Annotated in this window: 13 protein-coding genes, 3 tRNA genes and 1 rRNA gene; 6 read left to right on the top strand and 11 right to left on the bottom strand. The window is 39.8% G+C overall.

Going from position 1 to position 16477, the window contains the following annotated elements; all coding sequences use genetic code 11:
* Positions 1 to 10: 10 nt before the first annotated feature.
* Entirely contained in the window at positions 11 to 2506 is a 2496-nt protein-coding gene (locus I6F42_RS06500) for a S9 family peptidase (protein WP_197151558.1), read from the top strand.
* Positions 2507 to 2722: 216 nt separating this feature from the next.
* Entirely contained in the window at positions 2723 to 3427 is a 705-nt protein-coding gene (locus tag I6F42_RS06495; protein ID WP_002957913.1) for a response regulator transcription factor, read from the top strand.
* Here the strand turns inward: I6F42_RS06495 and I6F42_RS06490 are convergent.
* The 7 genes from I6F42_RS06490 to nudE all read right to left on the bottom strand — a co-directional run bounded on the left by I6F42_RS06490 (position 3424) and on the right by nudE (position 8105).
* Positions 3424 to 4935, bottom strand: a complete 1512-nt coding sequence (locus I6F42_RS06490) for a YifB family Mg chelatase-like AAA ATPase (protein WP_007587019.1) — start codon at positions 4933 to 4935, stop codon at positions 3424 to 3426. The genes I6F42_RS06495 and I6F42_RS06490 overlap by 4 nt on opposite strands.
* Before the next feature lie 34 nt (positions 4936 to 4969).
* Positions 4970 to 5584, bottom strand: coding sequence for a trimeric intracellular cation channel family protein (locus I6F42_RS06485; RefSeq protein ID WP_007587018.1), 615 nt, complete (start codon positions 5582 to 5584; stop codon positions 4970 to 4972).
* Positions 5585 to 6148: 564 nt separating this feature from the next.
* Positions 6149 to 6225 (bottom strand) — tRNA-Met (locus I6F42_RS06480).
* 143 nt (positions 6226 to 6368) lie between these two features.
* Positions 6369 to 6445 (bottom strand) — tRNA-Met (locus I6F42_RS06475).
* Positions 6446 to 6523: 78 nt separating this feature from the next.
* Positions 6524 to 6600 (bottom strand) — tRNA-Met (locus I6F42_RS06470).
* 136 nt (positions 6601 to 6736) lie between these two features.
* On the bottom strand, positions 6737 to 7540 hold the full coding sequence (gene cysQ / locus I6F42_RS06465; RefSeq protein WP_010554329.1) for a 3'(2'),5'-bisphosphate nucleotidase CysQ: 804 nt from the start codon (positions 7538 to 7540) through the stop codon (positions 6737 to 6739).
* Positions 7533 to 8105, bottom strand: coding sequence for an ADP compounds hydrolase NudE (nudE, locus tag I6F42_RS06460; RefSeq protein WP_007586548.1), 573 nt, complete (start codon positions 8103 to 8105; stop codon positions 7533 to 7535). The genes cysQ and nudE overlap by 8 nt, the downstream gene beginning before the upstream one ends.
* Positions 8106 to 8166: 61 nt before the next feature.
* Between nudE and yrfG the strand changes: the two genes are divergently transcribed.
* Complete coding sequence (yrfG, locus tag I6F42_RS06455; RefSeq protein ID WP_007378908.1) at positions 8167 to 8814, top strand: GMP/IMP nucleotidase; 648 nt, start codon at positions 8167 to 8169, stop codon at positions 8812 to 8814.
* A gap of 15 nt (positions 8815 to 8829) precedes the next feature.
* Here the strand turns inward: yrfG and I6F42_RS06450 are convergent, their stop codons facing one another.
* From I6F42_RS06450 to I6F42_RS06440, 3 genes are all read right to left on the bottom strand, one after another.
* Positions 8830 to 9453, bottom strand: coding sequence for a dUTP diphosphatase (locus tag I6F42_RS06450; RefSeq protein ID WP_007586550.1), 624 nt, complete (start codon positions 9451 to 9453; stop codon positions 8830 to 8832).
* 105 nt (positions 9454 to 9558) lie between these two features.
* Entirely contained in the window at positions 9559 to 9927 is a 369-nt protein-coding gene (locus I6F42_RS06445) for a YacL family protein (RefSeq protein WP_024592461.1), read from the bottom strand.
* Positions 9928 to 10043: 116 nt separating this feature from the next.
* Positions 10044 to 10268, bottom strand: a complete 225-nt coding sequence (locus I6F42_RS06440) for a hypothetical protein (RefSeq protein WP_002963009.1) — start codon at positions 10266 to 10268, stop codon at positions 10044 to 10046.
* 303 nt (positions 10269 to 10571) lie between these two features.
* On the opposite strand from I6F42_RS06440, the gene uvrD reads away from it, so the two are divergent.
* The 3 genes from uvrD (at position 10572) to I6F42_RS06425 (ending at position 15696) form a co-directional block, all read left to right on the top strand.
* Positions 10572 to 12737, top strand: a complete 2166-nt coding sequence (uvrD, locus tag I6F42_RS06435; RefSeq protein ID WP_007586555.1) for a DNA helicase II — start codon at positions 10572 to 10574, stop codon at positions 12735 to 12737.
* Positions 12715 to 14784: a GNAT family N-acetyltransferase gene (locus tag I6F42_RS06430; protein ID WP_197151557.1), complete on the top strand. Its 2070-nt coding sequence runs from the start codon at positions 12715 to 12717 to the stop codon at positions 14782 to 14784. The genes uvrD and I6F42_RS06430 overlap by 23 nt, the downstream gene beginning before the upstream one ends.
* A 102-nt stretch (positions 14785 to 14886) precedes the next feature.
* Complete coding sequence (locus I6F42_RS06425; protein ID WP_197151556.1) at positions 14887 to 15696, top strand: chemotaxis protein; 810 nt, start codon at positions 14887 to 14889, stop codon at positions 15694 to 15696.
* 460 nt (positions 15697 to 16156) lie between these two features.
* Here I6F42_RS06425 and rrf read toward each other — a convergent pair.
* Positions 16157 to 16271 (bottom strand): 5S ribosomal RNA (gene rrf / locus I6F42_RS06420).
* Positions 16272 to 16477: the final 206 nt, after the last annotated feature.

The following is a 16477-nucleotide window of genomic DNA, read 5'->3' as shown; positions in this document are numbered from 1 at the left end:
AGGCATAATAATGAAATTTAGCGCACCATGGTGTCATCAAAATAAGCTATTTAAGTACGCAGCGACTCTTTTTACGCTTAGCAGCTTAAGCTTTGCTGCAATAGCTGCACCATTGGATAAATCAAAAATTCAGTTTATCGGCCCACTTGCCGAAGATATGCAGTTAAAGCCTTTTCAGACACCTCATGGCAGTGCGATTATTAACAACCTATTGCCGCAACTACAAGCAGACTCAGATAGTTTTTCTGTATTTGGGAAAAAACAAAACTGGCAGCCGTTTAATAAAATCAATGCGCTCACTTTAGGTGGGTTACAGGCACTAAAATTTAATATTGAAACTACCCGCTTTACACAAGGTACGCTTACCTTAAAAGGGATTGAGCAAGGTCAGTTATTTATTAATGGCGAACTACAAACAGGCGATAAAAATAGCTATAAGTTAGCTTTAAATAACAGTACTCACTCTATTTTAATAGTAGCCCAACAAGTAGCTAATTGGCACGATGTAATGCTTGATTTTGCACCTAAAAGCGACGTTGATAAAATTACGCTTAGCGCCTCAAAAACAAAACGCTTATCTGCAAAACAATTGTTTGATGCCCCTACAATCAGCCAATTATCACTCGCACCTAATGCTAAGCAGTACGTTACTACTACTCGCACTTATAGCGATAAAACACAAAACCAAGCAAATACAGTTACTGTACTTAAAGATTCAGATAATCAAACGCTTTATCGCTTCGAAGCAGGCCAACCAAGTAACATTATTTGGAGTCCAGATAACCAATATTTAGTGTATTTGTTAAATGGTGAGCTTAAACAACTTAGCCGTAAAAACTTCTCAATAAAAACATTAGCAAACGATTTAGAAGGAGCCAATGGCTTTACCTTTTATAACGACACCAGTCTTTTGTTTAGCTGGTCTAAATCACCTGAGAGCACTAACAGCTTAACCAAGCACTATAAAGGTCTACAAGATCGTTGGTCGTATGCACGTACCACCAGCCAAATTTACATGCTTGATACTAAAAGTGGTTTAACAAAAGCACTTAGCCAAGGTCCTCTTTCTTACAGCCTTGAAGATTCAAATAGTAACCGTGGCAAAATATTAATGAGCCGCCCAGTAATGGCAATGCAAGCATCAACCCACCCTGAAACAGAGTTAGTCGAACTCGATTTAAAATCAAACAAGCTTTCATCGCTTGGTAAATTCAAAACGTTTAATTTAGCCAAATACGCAAATAAAGATATTTATGTAGTTGCAGGCCCTGACTTTAAAAATGGCGCAGGCAGAGCTCTACCAAAAGCAATGCTTGCTAATAACTACGACGGGCAACTTTACCTACTTACTGAAGACGGTAAAAACGTAAAAGCACTTAGTAAACAATTCGATTCTGCTATTGGCCAACTGCACGTTTTAGAAAACGGCGATGCGCTCATTAAAGTAACAGAGCAAGACACTCAACCGCTTTACCTATTTGATTTAAGTAAACAGCGCTTTAAAAAGTTAAATACAGGATTGGATATTGTTGAACAATTTAGTTACTCACACGACCGTAATACCGAAATTTTATTAAGTGGCACTAACGCTTTAGCGCCACAACAGCTAAAACGCCTTAACGTAAGTAAAAATAAAACAGATTTAATATGGGATTCAAAACCAAGTAGCTATGCAAATACACGACTCCCTACATTGGAGGAGTTTAATTTTAAAAATAAACATGGGGTTGAAATAACTGGCCGCGTTTATATTCCTAGCAATTTAGATAAAACTAAAAAGCACCCGGCGCTCGTGTATTACTACGGCGGCACTTCACCAGTTACGCGTGGTTTTACAGGTCGTTATCCGTTTAACTTATGGGCAGAAAATGGCTACGTTGTTTATGTAGTACAGCCTACTGGCGCAACAGGGTTTGGACAAAAGTTTTCAGCGCAGCATGTTAATGCCTGGGGCGACTACACTGCAGACGATATTATCGAAGGCACGCAAGCCTTTTTAAAGAAATACAACTATGTTGATAGTGAAAAGGTAGGAAATTTAGGGGCATCATACGGTGGCTTCATGACCATGTTATTGGCAACTAAAACCGATATATTTAGTGCTTCAATAGCTCATGCGGGTATTTCTAATATTACCTCGTATTGGGGTGAAGGTTGGTGGGGCTACTTATATTCTGGCGAAGCATCAAAAAATAGCTTCCCATGGAATAACCCTGAGCTTTACAGCCAACATAGCCCTGTATTTCATGCCGACAAAGTAACAACACCTATGCTACTTCTTCATGGTGATAGTGATACCAATGTACCTGTTGGCGAAAGCTTAACAATGTACACTGCGCTTAAACTGCTTAATAAGGACGTAGAGTTAATCGAATACAAAGGCGCCGACCACCAAATTTTTGCACGCGATAAACGATTTGATTGGTGGAACACCATGCTCGCATACTTTGATAAAAAGCTAAAAGATGAACCTCAATGGTGGGACTCAATGTATAAAAATAACTGAGCCTGAACCTTTAAAATAACGACTTAATACAGATTTATTAATAGTAGTATTAATTATTTAGCACCTTTTAATTAGTTTAAAGGTGCTAACCTCATCCTCTAATAACGTCTTATACACCTTTGAAATATTAAGTTACTTAAAACTAATAAACCCCCTTCTCAGCATTTACCTAATGGTGCTACCATACAGAGCTATAAGCATTCAAAATAAAGTACTATGGCTATTAATGTTTTATTGGTTGAAGATGATGAATTACTCGTTAAACGCATCCAAAATCACTTTGCAGATACCGAATTTACAATAGAGGTAGACCCAACTGGCGCTGATGCACTTAACATTGTAAGGCAGCGGGTAAACCTGCGCGGTGCTATATCATTAGCCATAATTGACATTGTTTTGCCAAAGCGTGATGGGCTTCAGCTGGCAAAAGAATTAAACACACTTACCGATATTGGCGTTATTGTATTATCGAGCCGCGACTCCCAAGCCGATCGTATTGCAGGCCTTGCACAAGGTGCTGATGACTATATTTGTAAGCCCGTCGATTTACTTGAGTTAGAACTTCGCATGCGCGCGCTCTATAAGCGTGTTGCCGTTAACCTAGAAGACGACGAAAGCGAAGAATTTATAGAGTATGCTGACTTTAAGCTTCACCCCGATAACCGCACACTAATTACTGCTGCAGGCGTTGAATCACGCTTAACTGAAGCCGAACATAAAGTGCTTATTTGCTTAATTAGTAATGCGGGTAAAGCCACATCCCGTGAAAAAATATCAGAAGAAATAGGCCAGCCCGATTGGAGTCCAAACGATCGTACTGTTGATGTGCTGATTGGTCGTTTACGTAAAAAATTAAATGACGAAAAAGATCAAAAACGCATTGTTACCGTACGCGGTAAAGGGTATATGCTTTCTATTTAATACTTAGTTAATTGCGCAATAAGGCGCTCAAATGCGCGGTAATTAAGTGCCTCTTTAAGCTCATTTAAACTAATGTTTTCAGCGCCTTTTAAATCACTAATAGTCCGCGCCACTTTAATCACTCTATGATAAGAGCGTGGCGATAAAGACAACTTCTCGCTTGCTCTGGCTAAAAACTGCAACTCTGCTGGCGCCAGTACACAGTGCACACTCATTTCTTTATTATTAAGCCTCGCATTAACCTTACCTTGACGTTTTAGTTGTAGATAATAAGCCGTTTCAACTCTTGCTCTAACCTCAGCACTACTTTCCTCCGGCTGAGTACTTTGTAGTTCAACACTCGTTAAACGAGGTAGTTCTATTTGCAAATCAATACGGTCAATAAAAGGCCCCGACACGCGCGATAAATAACGCATAACTTGATCGGGAGTTGCCCGCTTATCTGTATGACTCCCTGTTGGGCTTGGATTTAATGCTGTAATAAGCTGAAACTGCGCCGGAAACTCCATTTGCCTAGCTGCACGTGAAATAGTAACTGTACCGGTTTCCATTGGCTCACGCAGTGAATCAAGTACCTTACGCTCGAATTCCGGTAACTCATCTAAGAAGAGCACACCGTTATGTGCCAGAGAAATTTCACCAGGTTTGGGATTCGAAGAGCCCCCCACCAAGGCAACAGCTGAACAAGTATGATGTGGATTACGAAATGGCCGCTGTCGCCAATTAGTTAAATCTATGGATTGCCCAATAATAGAGTAAAGCGCAGCTGTCGAAATAGCTTCATCGTCCGACATAGTAGGCATTATAGTTGCCATTCGCTGGGCCAGCATCGATTTACCAGTACCTGGAGGACCTAAAAATAATAAATTATGCCCGCCAGCTGCAGCAATTTCGAGTACACGCTTTGCACCGGGCTGACCTTTCACATCGCTTAAATCAAGTAAAAAGTCAGGGGCTTGTGTGCAGTCGGGATATTCTATATTTAATGGTAAGGGTTGTTGATTAAGTAAATCCCCCCACACTTCTTGAATAGAGCTTACGGCTTTGCGTTTAACGCCATTAACTAGGCTTGCTAGGCTGTCGTTTGCAAGAGGTAAAAAGCAGCAACGATCTTGCTCTTTTGCAGCAAGTACCGAAGGTAAAATAGCGTTTACACCACGCACCTCACCATTAAGAGCAAGCTCACCATAAAACTCGTACTTGTGAATATCAGGACACACTATTTGCCCAGAGGCGACTAAAATACCCACCGCAATAGCAAGATCAAACCGTCCGCCATCTTTTGGCAAATCGGCAGGGGCTAAATTTACAGTTATTCGTTGATCGGGAAAACCAAATTGTGAGTTTTCGAGTGCGCTACGTACTCTATCTTTTGATTCTTTAACGGACGCTTCGGGCAGGCCTACTATATGAAAAGCGGGTAAACCATTTCCTAGGTGAACTTCTACAATAACTTCAGGGGCATTTATACCCACTTGAGCACGAGAAAATATACGAGCTAACGACATTCCTTATCCTAGTAAATGGTGTGATTACACCAGTTTAGTCAGGATATTTAAAAACGTGTAATGTGATTTGCCATTTTATAGCAGCTAAACGAAGTAATAAGGTCATTAACATACCTAATACCATCGCCATTTCGGTTACTAACGAAAAACTAATGCCAAGCGTATAAACAGTGCCACCCGCTATACAGGTAATAGCGTAAAGCTCACCTTTTAATAGCATAGGGATCTCGCGTGCAAGCACGTCTCGAATTAATCCACCAAAGCAGCCTGTAATTACAGCCATAATTACCGCTGTCATATCGGGCATACCAACAAGCTGCGCTTTTTGCGCCCCCATTACTGCAAAAAAAGCTAAACCAAACGCATCCGCTGTTTGTAAAATATAATGAGGTATCGGCTTTTGTTTATTTATAAGGCGTGTTGTAACAAATACTGAAGCTAGTATGGCAAAAAAGTAACTTTGATCGTGTAACCAAAACACAGGAACATCTAAAATTAGATCTCGCACTGTACCACCACCAATAGCAGTTACCGTCGCTAAAACTACGACTCCAAAGCCATCCATTTTTTTTTCGTACGCTAGCAAAGTGCCCGACACAGCAAACACCGCAATGCCTATTAAATCAAACCAGTGATAAAGTTCTGTCATGTGATGTGTATTGTTACTTAAAATCTTTTAACCGTTTTAACATAAAATACTCTTTTTTAAAAAATAAGTTATTTGTTAAACGTCACAGATATTAGAGTAAAGTCATTAAATAAAGCAGAATATAAGGTATTTTATCAAACTGCTGACACAAAAATCACTCGATAAAGAGTGCGATTTTGTTTTAAATTTTTAGATATTTAATTTCAGTGGTTGCGGGAGCTTGGGTTTGTAAAAAGCGAACCGACGACCTTCGCTTACTTATGCAGAGTATTTTGCGTAGTAACGGTGAGTTTTATAATTATAGGAATTCATTAAACTGCAGACGCAAAAAATCACTCGATAAAGAGTGCTATTTTGTTTTAACTTTTTAGGTATTTAATTTCGGTGGTTGCGGGAGCTTGAGTTTGTAAAAAGCGAACCGACGACCTTCGCTTACTTATGCAAAGTGTTTTGCGCAGTAACGGTGAGTTTAAATTCATAATAATTTATTAAACTGCAGACGCAAAAAATTACTCAGTAAAGAGTGTTATTTTGTTTTTAACTTTTTTAGGTATTTAATTTCAGTGGTTGCGGGAGCCGGATTTGAACCGACGACCTTCGGGTTATGAGCCCGACGAGCTACCAGACTGCTCCATCCCGCGCCTGAAATTTGTAGACTTGTTTAAAGTTGCTTACATTACAACTTGGCTTCCAATTAAAAAATTTATTGCGGGAGCTGTGAAGGTGAAGAGTGAACCGACGACCTTTTAAAACTACCTAATACACTAAATTTTTATAAAAAAATTGGTTGCGGGAGCCGGATTTGAACCGACGACCTTCGGGTTATGAGCCCGACGAGCTACCAGACTGCTCCATCCCGCGCCTGTATATTTTAAGTCTATCGACTACTTTATTTTATCTCTTAAGCTAGAGTTATTACAGTAACCAACATTAGAAAATTGGTTGCGGGAGCCGGATTTGAACCGACGACCTTCGGGTTATGAGCCCGACGAGCTACCAGACTGCTCCATCCCGCGCCTGTAATTTCTTTAAAACATTTTCGTAATATTTACGAGCCTGCCTTGAAGAGAGCGCTACTATATAGGAATAAACATTTAATGCAAGGCCTAAACTAATTAAAGTTGTTTAACCGAACAAAAAGCAATCAAATTGCTATTCTGCACTCAACCTTTGATGCGGATTAATCATTTTTTGCCATTCCCAGTCTGGATGTCCCATCACTATAAAGTCAGGGTTCTCAGTACTCTCGCGTTGGTTGTACGTTAGCGGATTAAATTCTGCATCGGTAATACACCCACCAGCTTCTTCAACAATAACTTGTGAAGCACCTGTATCCCACTCTCCCGTTGGACCAATTCTTAAAAAACAATCTGCTTTGCCCTCTGCAACAGTACAAGCTTTTAATGAGCACGAACCAATAGCAATGGTTGTAAACTGACTATTTAAATACTGACTCACCGCTTCTATTTTTTGGCGGCGACTCACTGCAAGCGTCAAGTTCTCTGGTGGCGCTACAGATATTTGCTTATCAATTGAGTTTTCACGTTTAAAGGCACCATTTTTAGCTGTAGCAAAATAAGTCACACCCTTTGCAGGCCAATGAATAACGCCAAGCACAGGATGATTATTTTCAATCAATGCAATGTTTACTGCAAAGTCGCCACTTTCTAAAATAAACTCGCCTGTACCATCCATCGGATCGAGTAACCAATAACGCTGCCAATCCTGTCTGTCGGCGAGTGCTGGTATAGGTGTTTCTTCCGACATAATTGGGATATCGGGCGCTAAGATTTTTAATCCAGCAACCAGTACGTCATTTGCTGCTAAGTCAGCTTTGGTAACAGGCGTGTTATCTGATTTCTCTTGTTGGCCAATATCGCCTTTTTTATAAATGGCCATAATTGCATCGCCAGCACGCTCAGCTAATTCAATACACGGTTCGATTAATTTATTCATCGGCAGCTCCAGACGCTAAATACTTATCTAATAATAGCAAAGCTGCAACACTGCGTGCTTCGGTAAAATCTTCTTGGTCTAATAATGACTGCCACTGAGTTAATGGCCACTTAACAACAACAAGCGGCTCTGGTTCGTCGCCAATAAGGGTTTGTGGGTATAATTGCTTAGCAAATAAAATATGCATAGTGGCATTAAAGTAACTCGGCGCCATTGTTACTGTTCTTAATGGTTTAAAATACTCAGCACCAAAGCCAATTTCTTCTTTAAGCTCTCTGTTAGCAGCTTGCTCTGGCGTTTCGCCCGGATCGATTAAGCCTTTAGGAAAACCTAACTGGTAATCGTTTGTGCCCGCACAGTATTCACGTACAAGTAGTAATTCGTTGTCTGCACTTAACGGAACAATCATCACTGCTCCCCGGCCACCGCCGCGAATTCGCTCATACTGGCGCTCTTCGTTATTAGAAAACTTTAGCTCTAAAGACTCCACAGTAAACAGGCGGCTTTTAGCGACAACATTGTTACTGAGGATTTGTGGTGGTGTTGGGTGCTTTTTCTGTGTCATTGGCGTTAATTTGCTATCATGGCAGTTAGTTCAATAATAAACCTTATAAGTTGAAATTCCTATGTTAAATTGGTCAAAAATCGATACCGTTTTGCTCGACATGGATGGAACATTACTCGATTTACATTACGACAGTCATTTTTGGCTTAACGTTATTCCTGCGCAACACGCATTAGCAAGGGGCATTAGCCTAGATGCAGCTAAAGCAGATATTTTAAAACGCTATCAAGCTGTGAGCGGTCAAATACAGTGGTATTGTTTAGATTATTGGGAGCAGCAATTAAGCTTGCCTATAATGGAGCTTAAACGAGAGTCTCAGCATTTAATTAAAATGCGCGAAGACGTACCTCATTTTTTAACTGAGCTTAAAAAAGCAGGCAAAGAGTTAATTTTACTTACCAACGCCCACCCTGAGAGTGTCATGCTTAAATTTGAGCATACAGCGATTGATAACTACCTAGATGGCGTAGTGTCGACTCATGAATATGGAGTAAGTAAAGAGCAACAAAGTTTGTGGCACCAAGTACAAAAAGACTTAGGATTTAATAAGCAGCGCACTTTGTTTGTAGATGACAGTGTGCCGGTTTTGAATGCCGCACGAGAATACGGCATTGAGCACTTACTTGCAGTTGCTAACCCAGATAGCCAACAACCACATAACGAAATAGCCGATTACCTAAGTGTTACCGACTATCGTAAGATTATCTAACTCAACTTACGTGACTTAAATTTTTGGGTAACGCGCTTCTAGCCCTTGATATACTAACTTTGCAAAATCTGCATGTTCTGTATCAAGGCTTTTAACTACTTCAACTAAATGCTCGTTATCTTCTTGCCCATTCCATTCTTTAATATAGCTACCATCTTTGTAACCGTGATCTTGGCGGAAAAAGTTTAACGTGTTTTTACCTACGTAGCCGCGATATAAATCATCAATATCCATACCCATTTGCGCCATACAGCCGGCAAAGGCACCTGCATTAAACGTTTTATCTGCAACTGCAGAAGCCGCTAATATCTCTAGTGTTTGTTTAAAGTCATCAGCTTGTTGAGCATTACTAAGCTCAGTTTCAAGTTGCTTTGCTAAGTCTTCGTAGCTAGTTTCGCCGTCAATTCTAAGCGATAGACCAAAATGAAAAATATCAACCAACTCTAAAATAACTTGTTCAGTATCTGGTGTTTGTTTTTTCCACCATTTCCAACCATGATGATCCAACATTTCAGCACACTCAACCCAAATAGCGCGGTACCATTCAAACCCTTGAGTAAACCATTGCTCATGTACTTTAGTATTCATGGCGTTTTGCATTTCTAGCATCACTACTAGCTTGTTTAAATTGGCAGACATATCAGTTCCTGTCGTTTTGATTGGCGTAATGTTCGTTGGTGTAATAATACAGATAAAATGCTGATTGTGCATTGCTGTATATTTTTATTAGTGTGCTAGTTATGTTTATCGTGACGTCGTAAACTCATGCCATGAATCAATTAAATCAATGAAATCTTCAAAGCCACAACCACTACTTAAACCATTTTCTTCAAGCGCTAAATCGTCATCTTGATACGCTATTAGGTCTTCGCTGTCTTGATGAAGCGCATGGGCTTCAAATAATGCTTCGTCTTTCGTTAATATTAAATCTATTTCTTGGCCTTTTAGCGTTAGCGGCTCATAGCTTGAACTCACCGATGCAATAAGCGCTTGCACCATGGCTACTTTGTCTTTGCCTATTTCTTCGTTTAGCCAGCGACCAATAATAGCGTGTTCACTGCTTATTTTAATACGTAGCCCACTAATAGGGTCGCGAATAAATTGATATTCCATAGGGTTTGCCTGTAAATCTTTAATTGCGTAATTATATACGTAAACGCCCGTAAACCACAGGACATATAAAGTAAAATAGCGCCACATGGGCGCTATTTTACTCAACTTGAAAACCGTTAACTTCGCGATCTATAACGCGCTGCGTCAATAATCGACCATAAGTAAATAATAGGCACAAGTACAAAGCCTACAAGCACATAAATTAGTGCGTAACTTATTATAATAGCGAGTGCAAAAAATATAGCCGCTAAAATACGCCCTTGCACTAACTGCCCTAAACCAGGAAAAAATATATTACATAATGCTGCGATTACGTTACCGCCAGAACCTTGATCTGCCATACTAACCTCTGTATTTATTTGATTTTATAATTATTTACTTACACACTCTATGCCAATTTATTAAAGCTTACAAATCAAATAGTTAAATTAGTCTAGATTTAGAGAGTTAGTAAAAATTGCTAACTTTAGGTCAAATTAGCAATTTTTGTTATGTGTTTGCACTTTTCTATTCGCTCAATTAATTAGCAAGTTACTCGTTTTGAACACTATTTTATAAATAGCTGTTTATAAAAACAGTATTTTATTTAGCCTAACAAAAACACCTGTTATACTGGCCACAATATTGATTAAAAAGGCGTAACGATGGACGTTTCACAATTACTCGATGGCTTAAATGACAAACAACGCGATGCCGTTGCAGCCCCACTACAAAACATGCTGGTATTAGCAGGTGCTGGGTCTGGTAAAACACGAGTGTTAGTTCATCGTATTGCGTGGCTTATGCAAGTTGAGCAAGCCTCCGCTTACAGTATTTTTGCAGTTACATTTACTAATAAAGCCGCTAAAGAAATGCGTGGCCGCGTTGAAGAAACACTAAAAGCGCCTGTAGGTGGCATGTGGATTGGTACTTTCCATGGTTTATCGCATCGTATTTTACGTGCTCATCACCGTGAAGCTAATTTACCAGAAGCCTTTCAAATTTTAGACTCTGACGATCAGCTTCGGATGATCAAGCGCTTATTAAAGTCGATGAATATTGATGATAAAAAATGGCCTGCTAAACAATTTGGCTGGTACATAAGCGCCAAAAAAGATGAAGCACTTCGCCCTAAAGATATTCAAGCATACGATATTAATGAGCAAATGATGCTGCGTGTTTATGCCGCCTATCAAGAGGCCTGTGATAGAGCGGGCCTAGTTGATTTTGCTGAAATATTACTACGCAGCTACGAAGTGTTAAAAAATAACCCTACGTTACTGCGTCATTATCAGCAACGCTTTGCGCATATGCTCGTAGACGAGTTCCAAGATACAAATACCATTCAATATGCTTGGTTAAAATTACTTGCTGGCGATACTAACAGCATTATGATTGTAGGCGACGATGACCAAAGCATTTATGGTTGGCGTGGTGCTAAAATCGAAAACATTAAACGTTTTTTAACTGACTTTAGCGCAGAAACCATTCGCCTTGAACAAAACTACCGCTCAACAGCGACTATTTTGAAAGCGTCTAACGCATTAATTCAAAATAACTCAGAACGTATGGGTAAAAGCTTGTGGACCGACGGTAACGACGGCGAGCCAATCTCTATTTATGCAGCATTTAATGAGTTAGACGAAGCACGCTTTGTAAGTAGCAAACTACGAAGCTGGTTAAATGCAGGTAATGCCCTACAAGATGCCGCAATTTTATACCGTAGTAACGCGCAATCTCGTGTACTCGAGGAGGCCATGCTGCAAGAAGGCTTAAAATACCGTATTTATGGTGGTATGCGATTCTTCGAACGACAAGAAATTAAAGATGCGCTTTCGTATTTACGCCTAGTAGGTAATCGTCAAGACGATGCCGCGTTTGAGCGTGTAATTAATACGCCAGCACGCGGTATTGGCGATAAAACATTGAGCCATATACGCGATTGTGCACGAGCAGAATCGTTACCGCTTTGGTATGCCGCAAAAGCAATTGTAGAACAACAGCATTTATCTGGTCGTGCTTCTGGTGCAGTAAGTAAGTTTGTAGAACTCGTTGAACAAATAGAAGATAAAATTAGCGATCTAACTTTGCATGAGCAAGCCAAGTACACAATCCAAACCTCAGGCTTGATGGCAATGTACCAAGCCGAAAAAGGTGAAAAAGGTCGTGCTCGCGTAGAAAACTTAGAAGAGCTAATTAGTGCGTGTGATCAGTATGAGCTGCCTGAAGACGAAGAGTACAGCTCACCACTACAAGGCTTTTTAGCGCATACATCACTTGAGTCAGGTGAAGGACAGGCAGAAGAACACGAAGACGCCGTACAAATGATGACGCTTCACTCAGCTAAAGGCTTAGAGTTTCCGCTAGTGTTTATGGTAGGCGTAGAAGAAGGCATGTTCCCTTCTCAGCAAAGCAACGAAGAGTCGGGTCGCTTAGAAGAAGAGCGCCGCCTTTGTTATGTAGGCATGACACGAGCAATGGATAAGTTATACATTAGCCATGCTGAGAGTCGCCGTTTATACGGGCAAGAAAAATACCATAGCCCATCACGCTTTTTACGCGAAATACCTGAGGACTGCGTAGAAGAAATCCGTATTAAAACACAGGTTTCTCGTCCACCTGCCGCCGGGCGTTTTAGCGCATCAGTTAGCCATGCCGCATTTGAAGACAGTGGCTTTAACTTAGGGCAACGAGTTTTGCATGCTAAGTTTGGTGTTGGTACCGTACTTAATTACGAAGGCAGTGGCGCACAATCTCGCGTACAAGTTAACTTTGACGACCTTGGTAGTAAATGGTTAGTAACGGCCTATGCACGATTACAAGCGGTATAAAGCACACCTAAATGAGTTAGAGCAACAATTAGCTGGCGCGTATCATCGTCAGCTAGTGTTGATTACGGGCAGCCCAGCTTGGTGTTATGAAATACTTAACTCATTAATAGATGAAAACAATACACTTGTTGTATCAAAGCGGTGCGCGATTAAAAATTCGTACTGGCCTACTCGCACTCACCAAATTTTAGGGCTAGAATTTGCTCATGCTGTTTACGATGGTTTTAGTGGTTTGCACCCTGATAAACTTGCAGCACTTGCCGGCACCGTTAAAGCAGGCGGTATACTGTTTTTATTACTGCCTGAACTAGATGATTTGACCTCTTGGCAAGACCCTGCTTTAAGTACAGTGCAATCACACGGTCACACCATTGAATACAGTTTATTTAATCAACGTTTCGCGAATATTATTAAGCAATTACCCGCTTTTAATTTTAGTGAAAAAAATGGCTGTATTAGTAATAACGCTAGCTATGTAATGCATAATAAAATTGATTATCTACCACAGCAAAACTGCGTTGAACAAATAGTAAAAGTAGCTAATGGTCGTGCCAACAGGCCTTTACTCATTAATGCTGATAGAGGTAGAGGCAAGTCGGCAGCACTTGGCTTAGCAGCCGCAAAATTAGCTGATAAAAAAGTAATTATTTGCAGCACTCAGTTTAAAGCGACCCATAGTAGCTTTAAACATTTAGCCAACGAGCTGAGCCTTCAATACAACGCTGAACATAAACAGCTCGCCAACTTGCACTACGTTGCACCTGACGCGTTATTAAATGCATTACCTGAGTGCGATTTATTACTCATTGATGAAGCTGCCGCGATCCCTGTACCGTTATTGCTAAAAATGCTAGCTCATTACCCTCGTATAGTCTTTGCAAGTACACTGGTTGGGTATGAGGGCAATGGTAGGGGTTATACCATTCGCTTTAGTAACTATATAAAAGCGCACTATAAAGCCTCTAAAGTTGTAACGCTTGATGAGCCACTGCGTTTTGCTAAACACGATCCCCTCGAGAAGCACATTCGCACCTTGCTTGCACTCGGTGCACAATATAAAGAGTTAAGTAGTGAGCAATTAGAGCAGCCAGTTCATAGCGAAATAACTCAGCAATCCCTTGTAAACAATGAGCCTTTACTGCAACAAGTTATTGCCCTGCTTGCATTGGCTCACTATCAAAGTAGTGTAAACGATTTACGCCAACTACTAGACGCACCATCGCAACGAATATTCATCAGCAAAATTAACAATCAATTAGTTGGTGTATGTTTAATCGCAATAGAAGGTGGTTTAAGTGAAGAACTTGCTCTACAGGTTATAAGCGGAGAGCGCCGCCCACAGGGTCATTTAATGGCTCAAACCCTCTCACAACTTAGTTTTAATAATGACTACTTAACACAGTTGAGCGCTCGCGTTGTACGAATAGCGATTGATCCGAGTTCTCACAATATGGGTTTTGGTAAAAAGCTACTTAGCTATTGCGAGTCGCAAGTAAAAAGCCAATGTAGTTGGTTTGGTGCAAGCTTTGGCGCAACAGCGCAGCTACTTAACTTTTGGCAAAAACAAGGGTTTGATACCGTAAAACTGGGTTATCAACGCGATAAAAGCACAGCTGAACATTCAGCGCTTGTGGTTAAATGCTTAAGCAATAAAAGTGCAATTATCCAACCTTTGAAAAAGCAGTTTAAAAACGACTTTTTTTATGCTCTTTTAACAAATTTTAAAACACTAGACTGGCAACTTGTAAGTATTTTAATTGAAGGATTTAGCGATGAGTTAGTAAGCCCCGAGACTCGCGAACGATTAGCCTTACTCGTAAACAGTAACTTCACTCAATTTAATATCTCTGCGACTCTCTGGCAGGTAGTGAATCAGTCTCCTTCTTGTATGTCTCAATTAACAGAGTCTGATAAACAACTTTTAATAAAGTTAGTGCTGCAAAATGAATGTAATGAAAAAGTGATTCAACACTTAGGTTTATTAGGAAAAAAGCAGCTTGAGAATCACTTTAAACGTGCCATAAAAAACCTCACTAGTGCCATCTAATAACTCCTAGTTACCTATCTCTATTAAATCTTATCCATCTTTAAGCTATTTATTTAATTTGTTCTATCCTTAAAGCATTAACAGGTAAATTAAGATAAAGGCATGGAATTAATAAACTTTAAAGTGGGCTGCAAAACAATTTCACTTAAAATACTCGATATTTTATTAACAGAACGCTTTGACAATAATCTAACAACTTTACCCAACAATAATAAAAGCTTTATTGGTGTTAAAGATTATATGGATATACCAACGCCTGTGTTTGATTTAGGTATTATTTTAAATAATATCTCAACCGAACAAAGTAATGCGCATGTACTAAAACAACTAAGAACATGGCAAGAAAAACTATTAAACTGGTTCAATACCCTTCAAAGTAACTTGCTAAATAGCTCGGCTTCTATTTCAAGCAATGATGCAGAACTACAAGATTTTGTTCTGTTTTACAAAGAGTTCAACACCGATAATGAAGACTTAAAACTAACAATGTCTCGACTTAACGAACCTTTCCAATCATTGCTAGAAACGGTAAAAGAAGCTATATCAGCTCATAATCAAAGCGATTATAAACAAGTATCAGCTCTGCTCGAAAAAATTAAGCGTAGTAACCTAATTCAGCTAGAGCGTTTATTCGAATCAGCTAAAGAGCAAATAACCTTAGACTATAAACCTATTATTGTTTTTACCACTAAAGACGGCTTAAACCCACACGTAGGGTTATTGGTAGATAAAGTCGAAGATAATATCGACTATAAAAAAGAAGATATTAAACCACTAGATAAGCTCACTGAGGTTGGTTTTGATCTAGACCCACAAACTAAAAATATGATGCGAGGATTAATCAAGCTTTCACAAAAGCACAGTGTATTAATTGATCCAAGCGTAATATTTAAACCAACACAACTAGAATAATCTGAAAGTGAAGAAACTCAAGCTTACGGACTATTTTAAATAGTCTTTAGATTTGGTTATAAACTTTAGTACTGAAGTAAGGAGCTATTCTACTCGACTTGTACATTTAGATAAATTGGAGAGAAATCGAGTGCGTAATGTTAGTTACTCATATTTCACTTTTCTGCAAACGTAAAAAGCCCGAATCGTTAGATCCGGGCTCGCTACAATGTGAAGTCGGTGCGCTACGCAGTAGAATGTCATAGTGGCCACAGCTGTTGAGAGTCACGTAGCAAATGCTACTTTATTGGCCGAATGGGGTATTGAGGGTTTTTGTTGTGATTCTAGCGTCGGGAGTCGCTGCACTCGCCCGCCCTACGTGCTAGGTGTTGATGTGAGTGTGTGTTAATTGCGCGCATTTCACTTTTCTGCAGACGTAAAAAAGCCCGAATCGTTAGATTCGGGCTTTCTACAATTTGAAGCCTGGTAATGTCCTACTTTCACATAGCAAATGCTACACTATCATCGGCGCTGTTTCGTTTCACTACTGAGTTCGGCATGGAGTCAGGTGGGTCCAAAACGCTATTGTCACCAAGCAAATTTGGGCGTTAATCCGTATCGCTACGCACTAACTGAATTTGGAAAATATCTGATAATATTTTTTAAGTCTTTCTTAAGTAATATCTACTTTAGTCATATTAACTTCTTCGCTTGTTTCACTATCACATAAAACGCGTTTGGCGTTGTATGGTTAAGCCTCACGGGTAATTAGTACAAGTTAGCTTAATGGCTCACACCACTT

The organism is Pseudoalteromonas sp. SWYJZ12 (genome assembly GCF_015864395.1).
Lineage (GTDB): Bacteria > Pseudomonadota > Gammaproteobacteria > Enterobacterales > Alteromonadaceae > Pseudoalteromonas > Pseudoalteromonas arctica.
The sequence above is the reverse complement of the archived record's forward strand: the minus strand, read 5'-3'. Positions and strand labels throughout refer to the sequence as shown.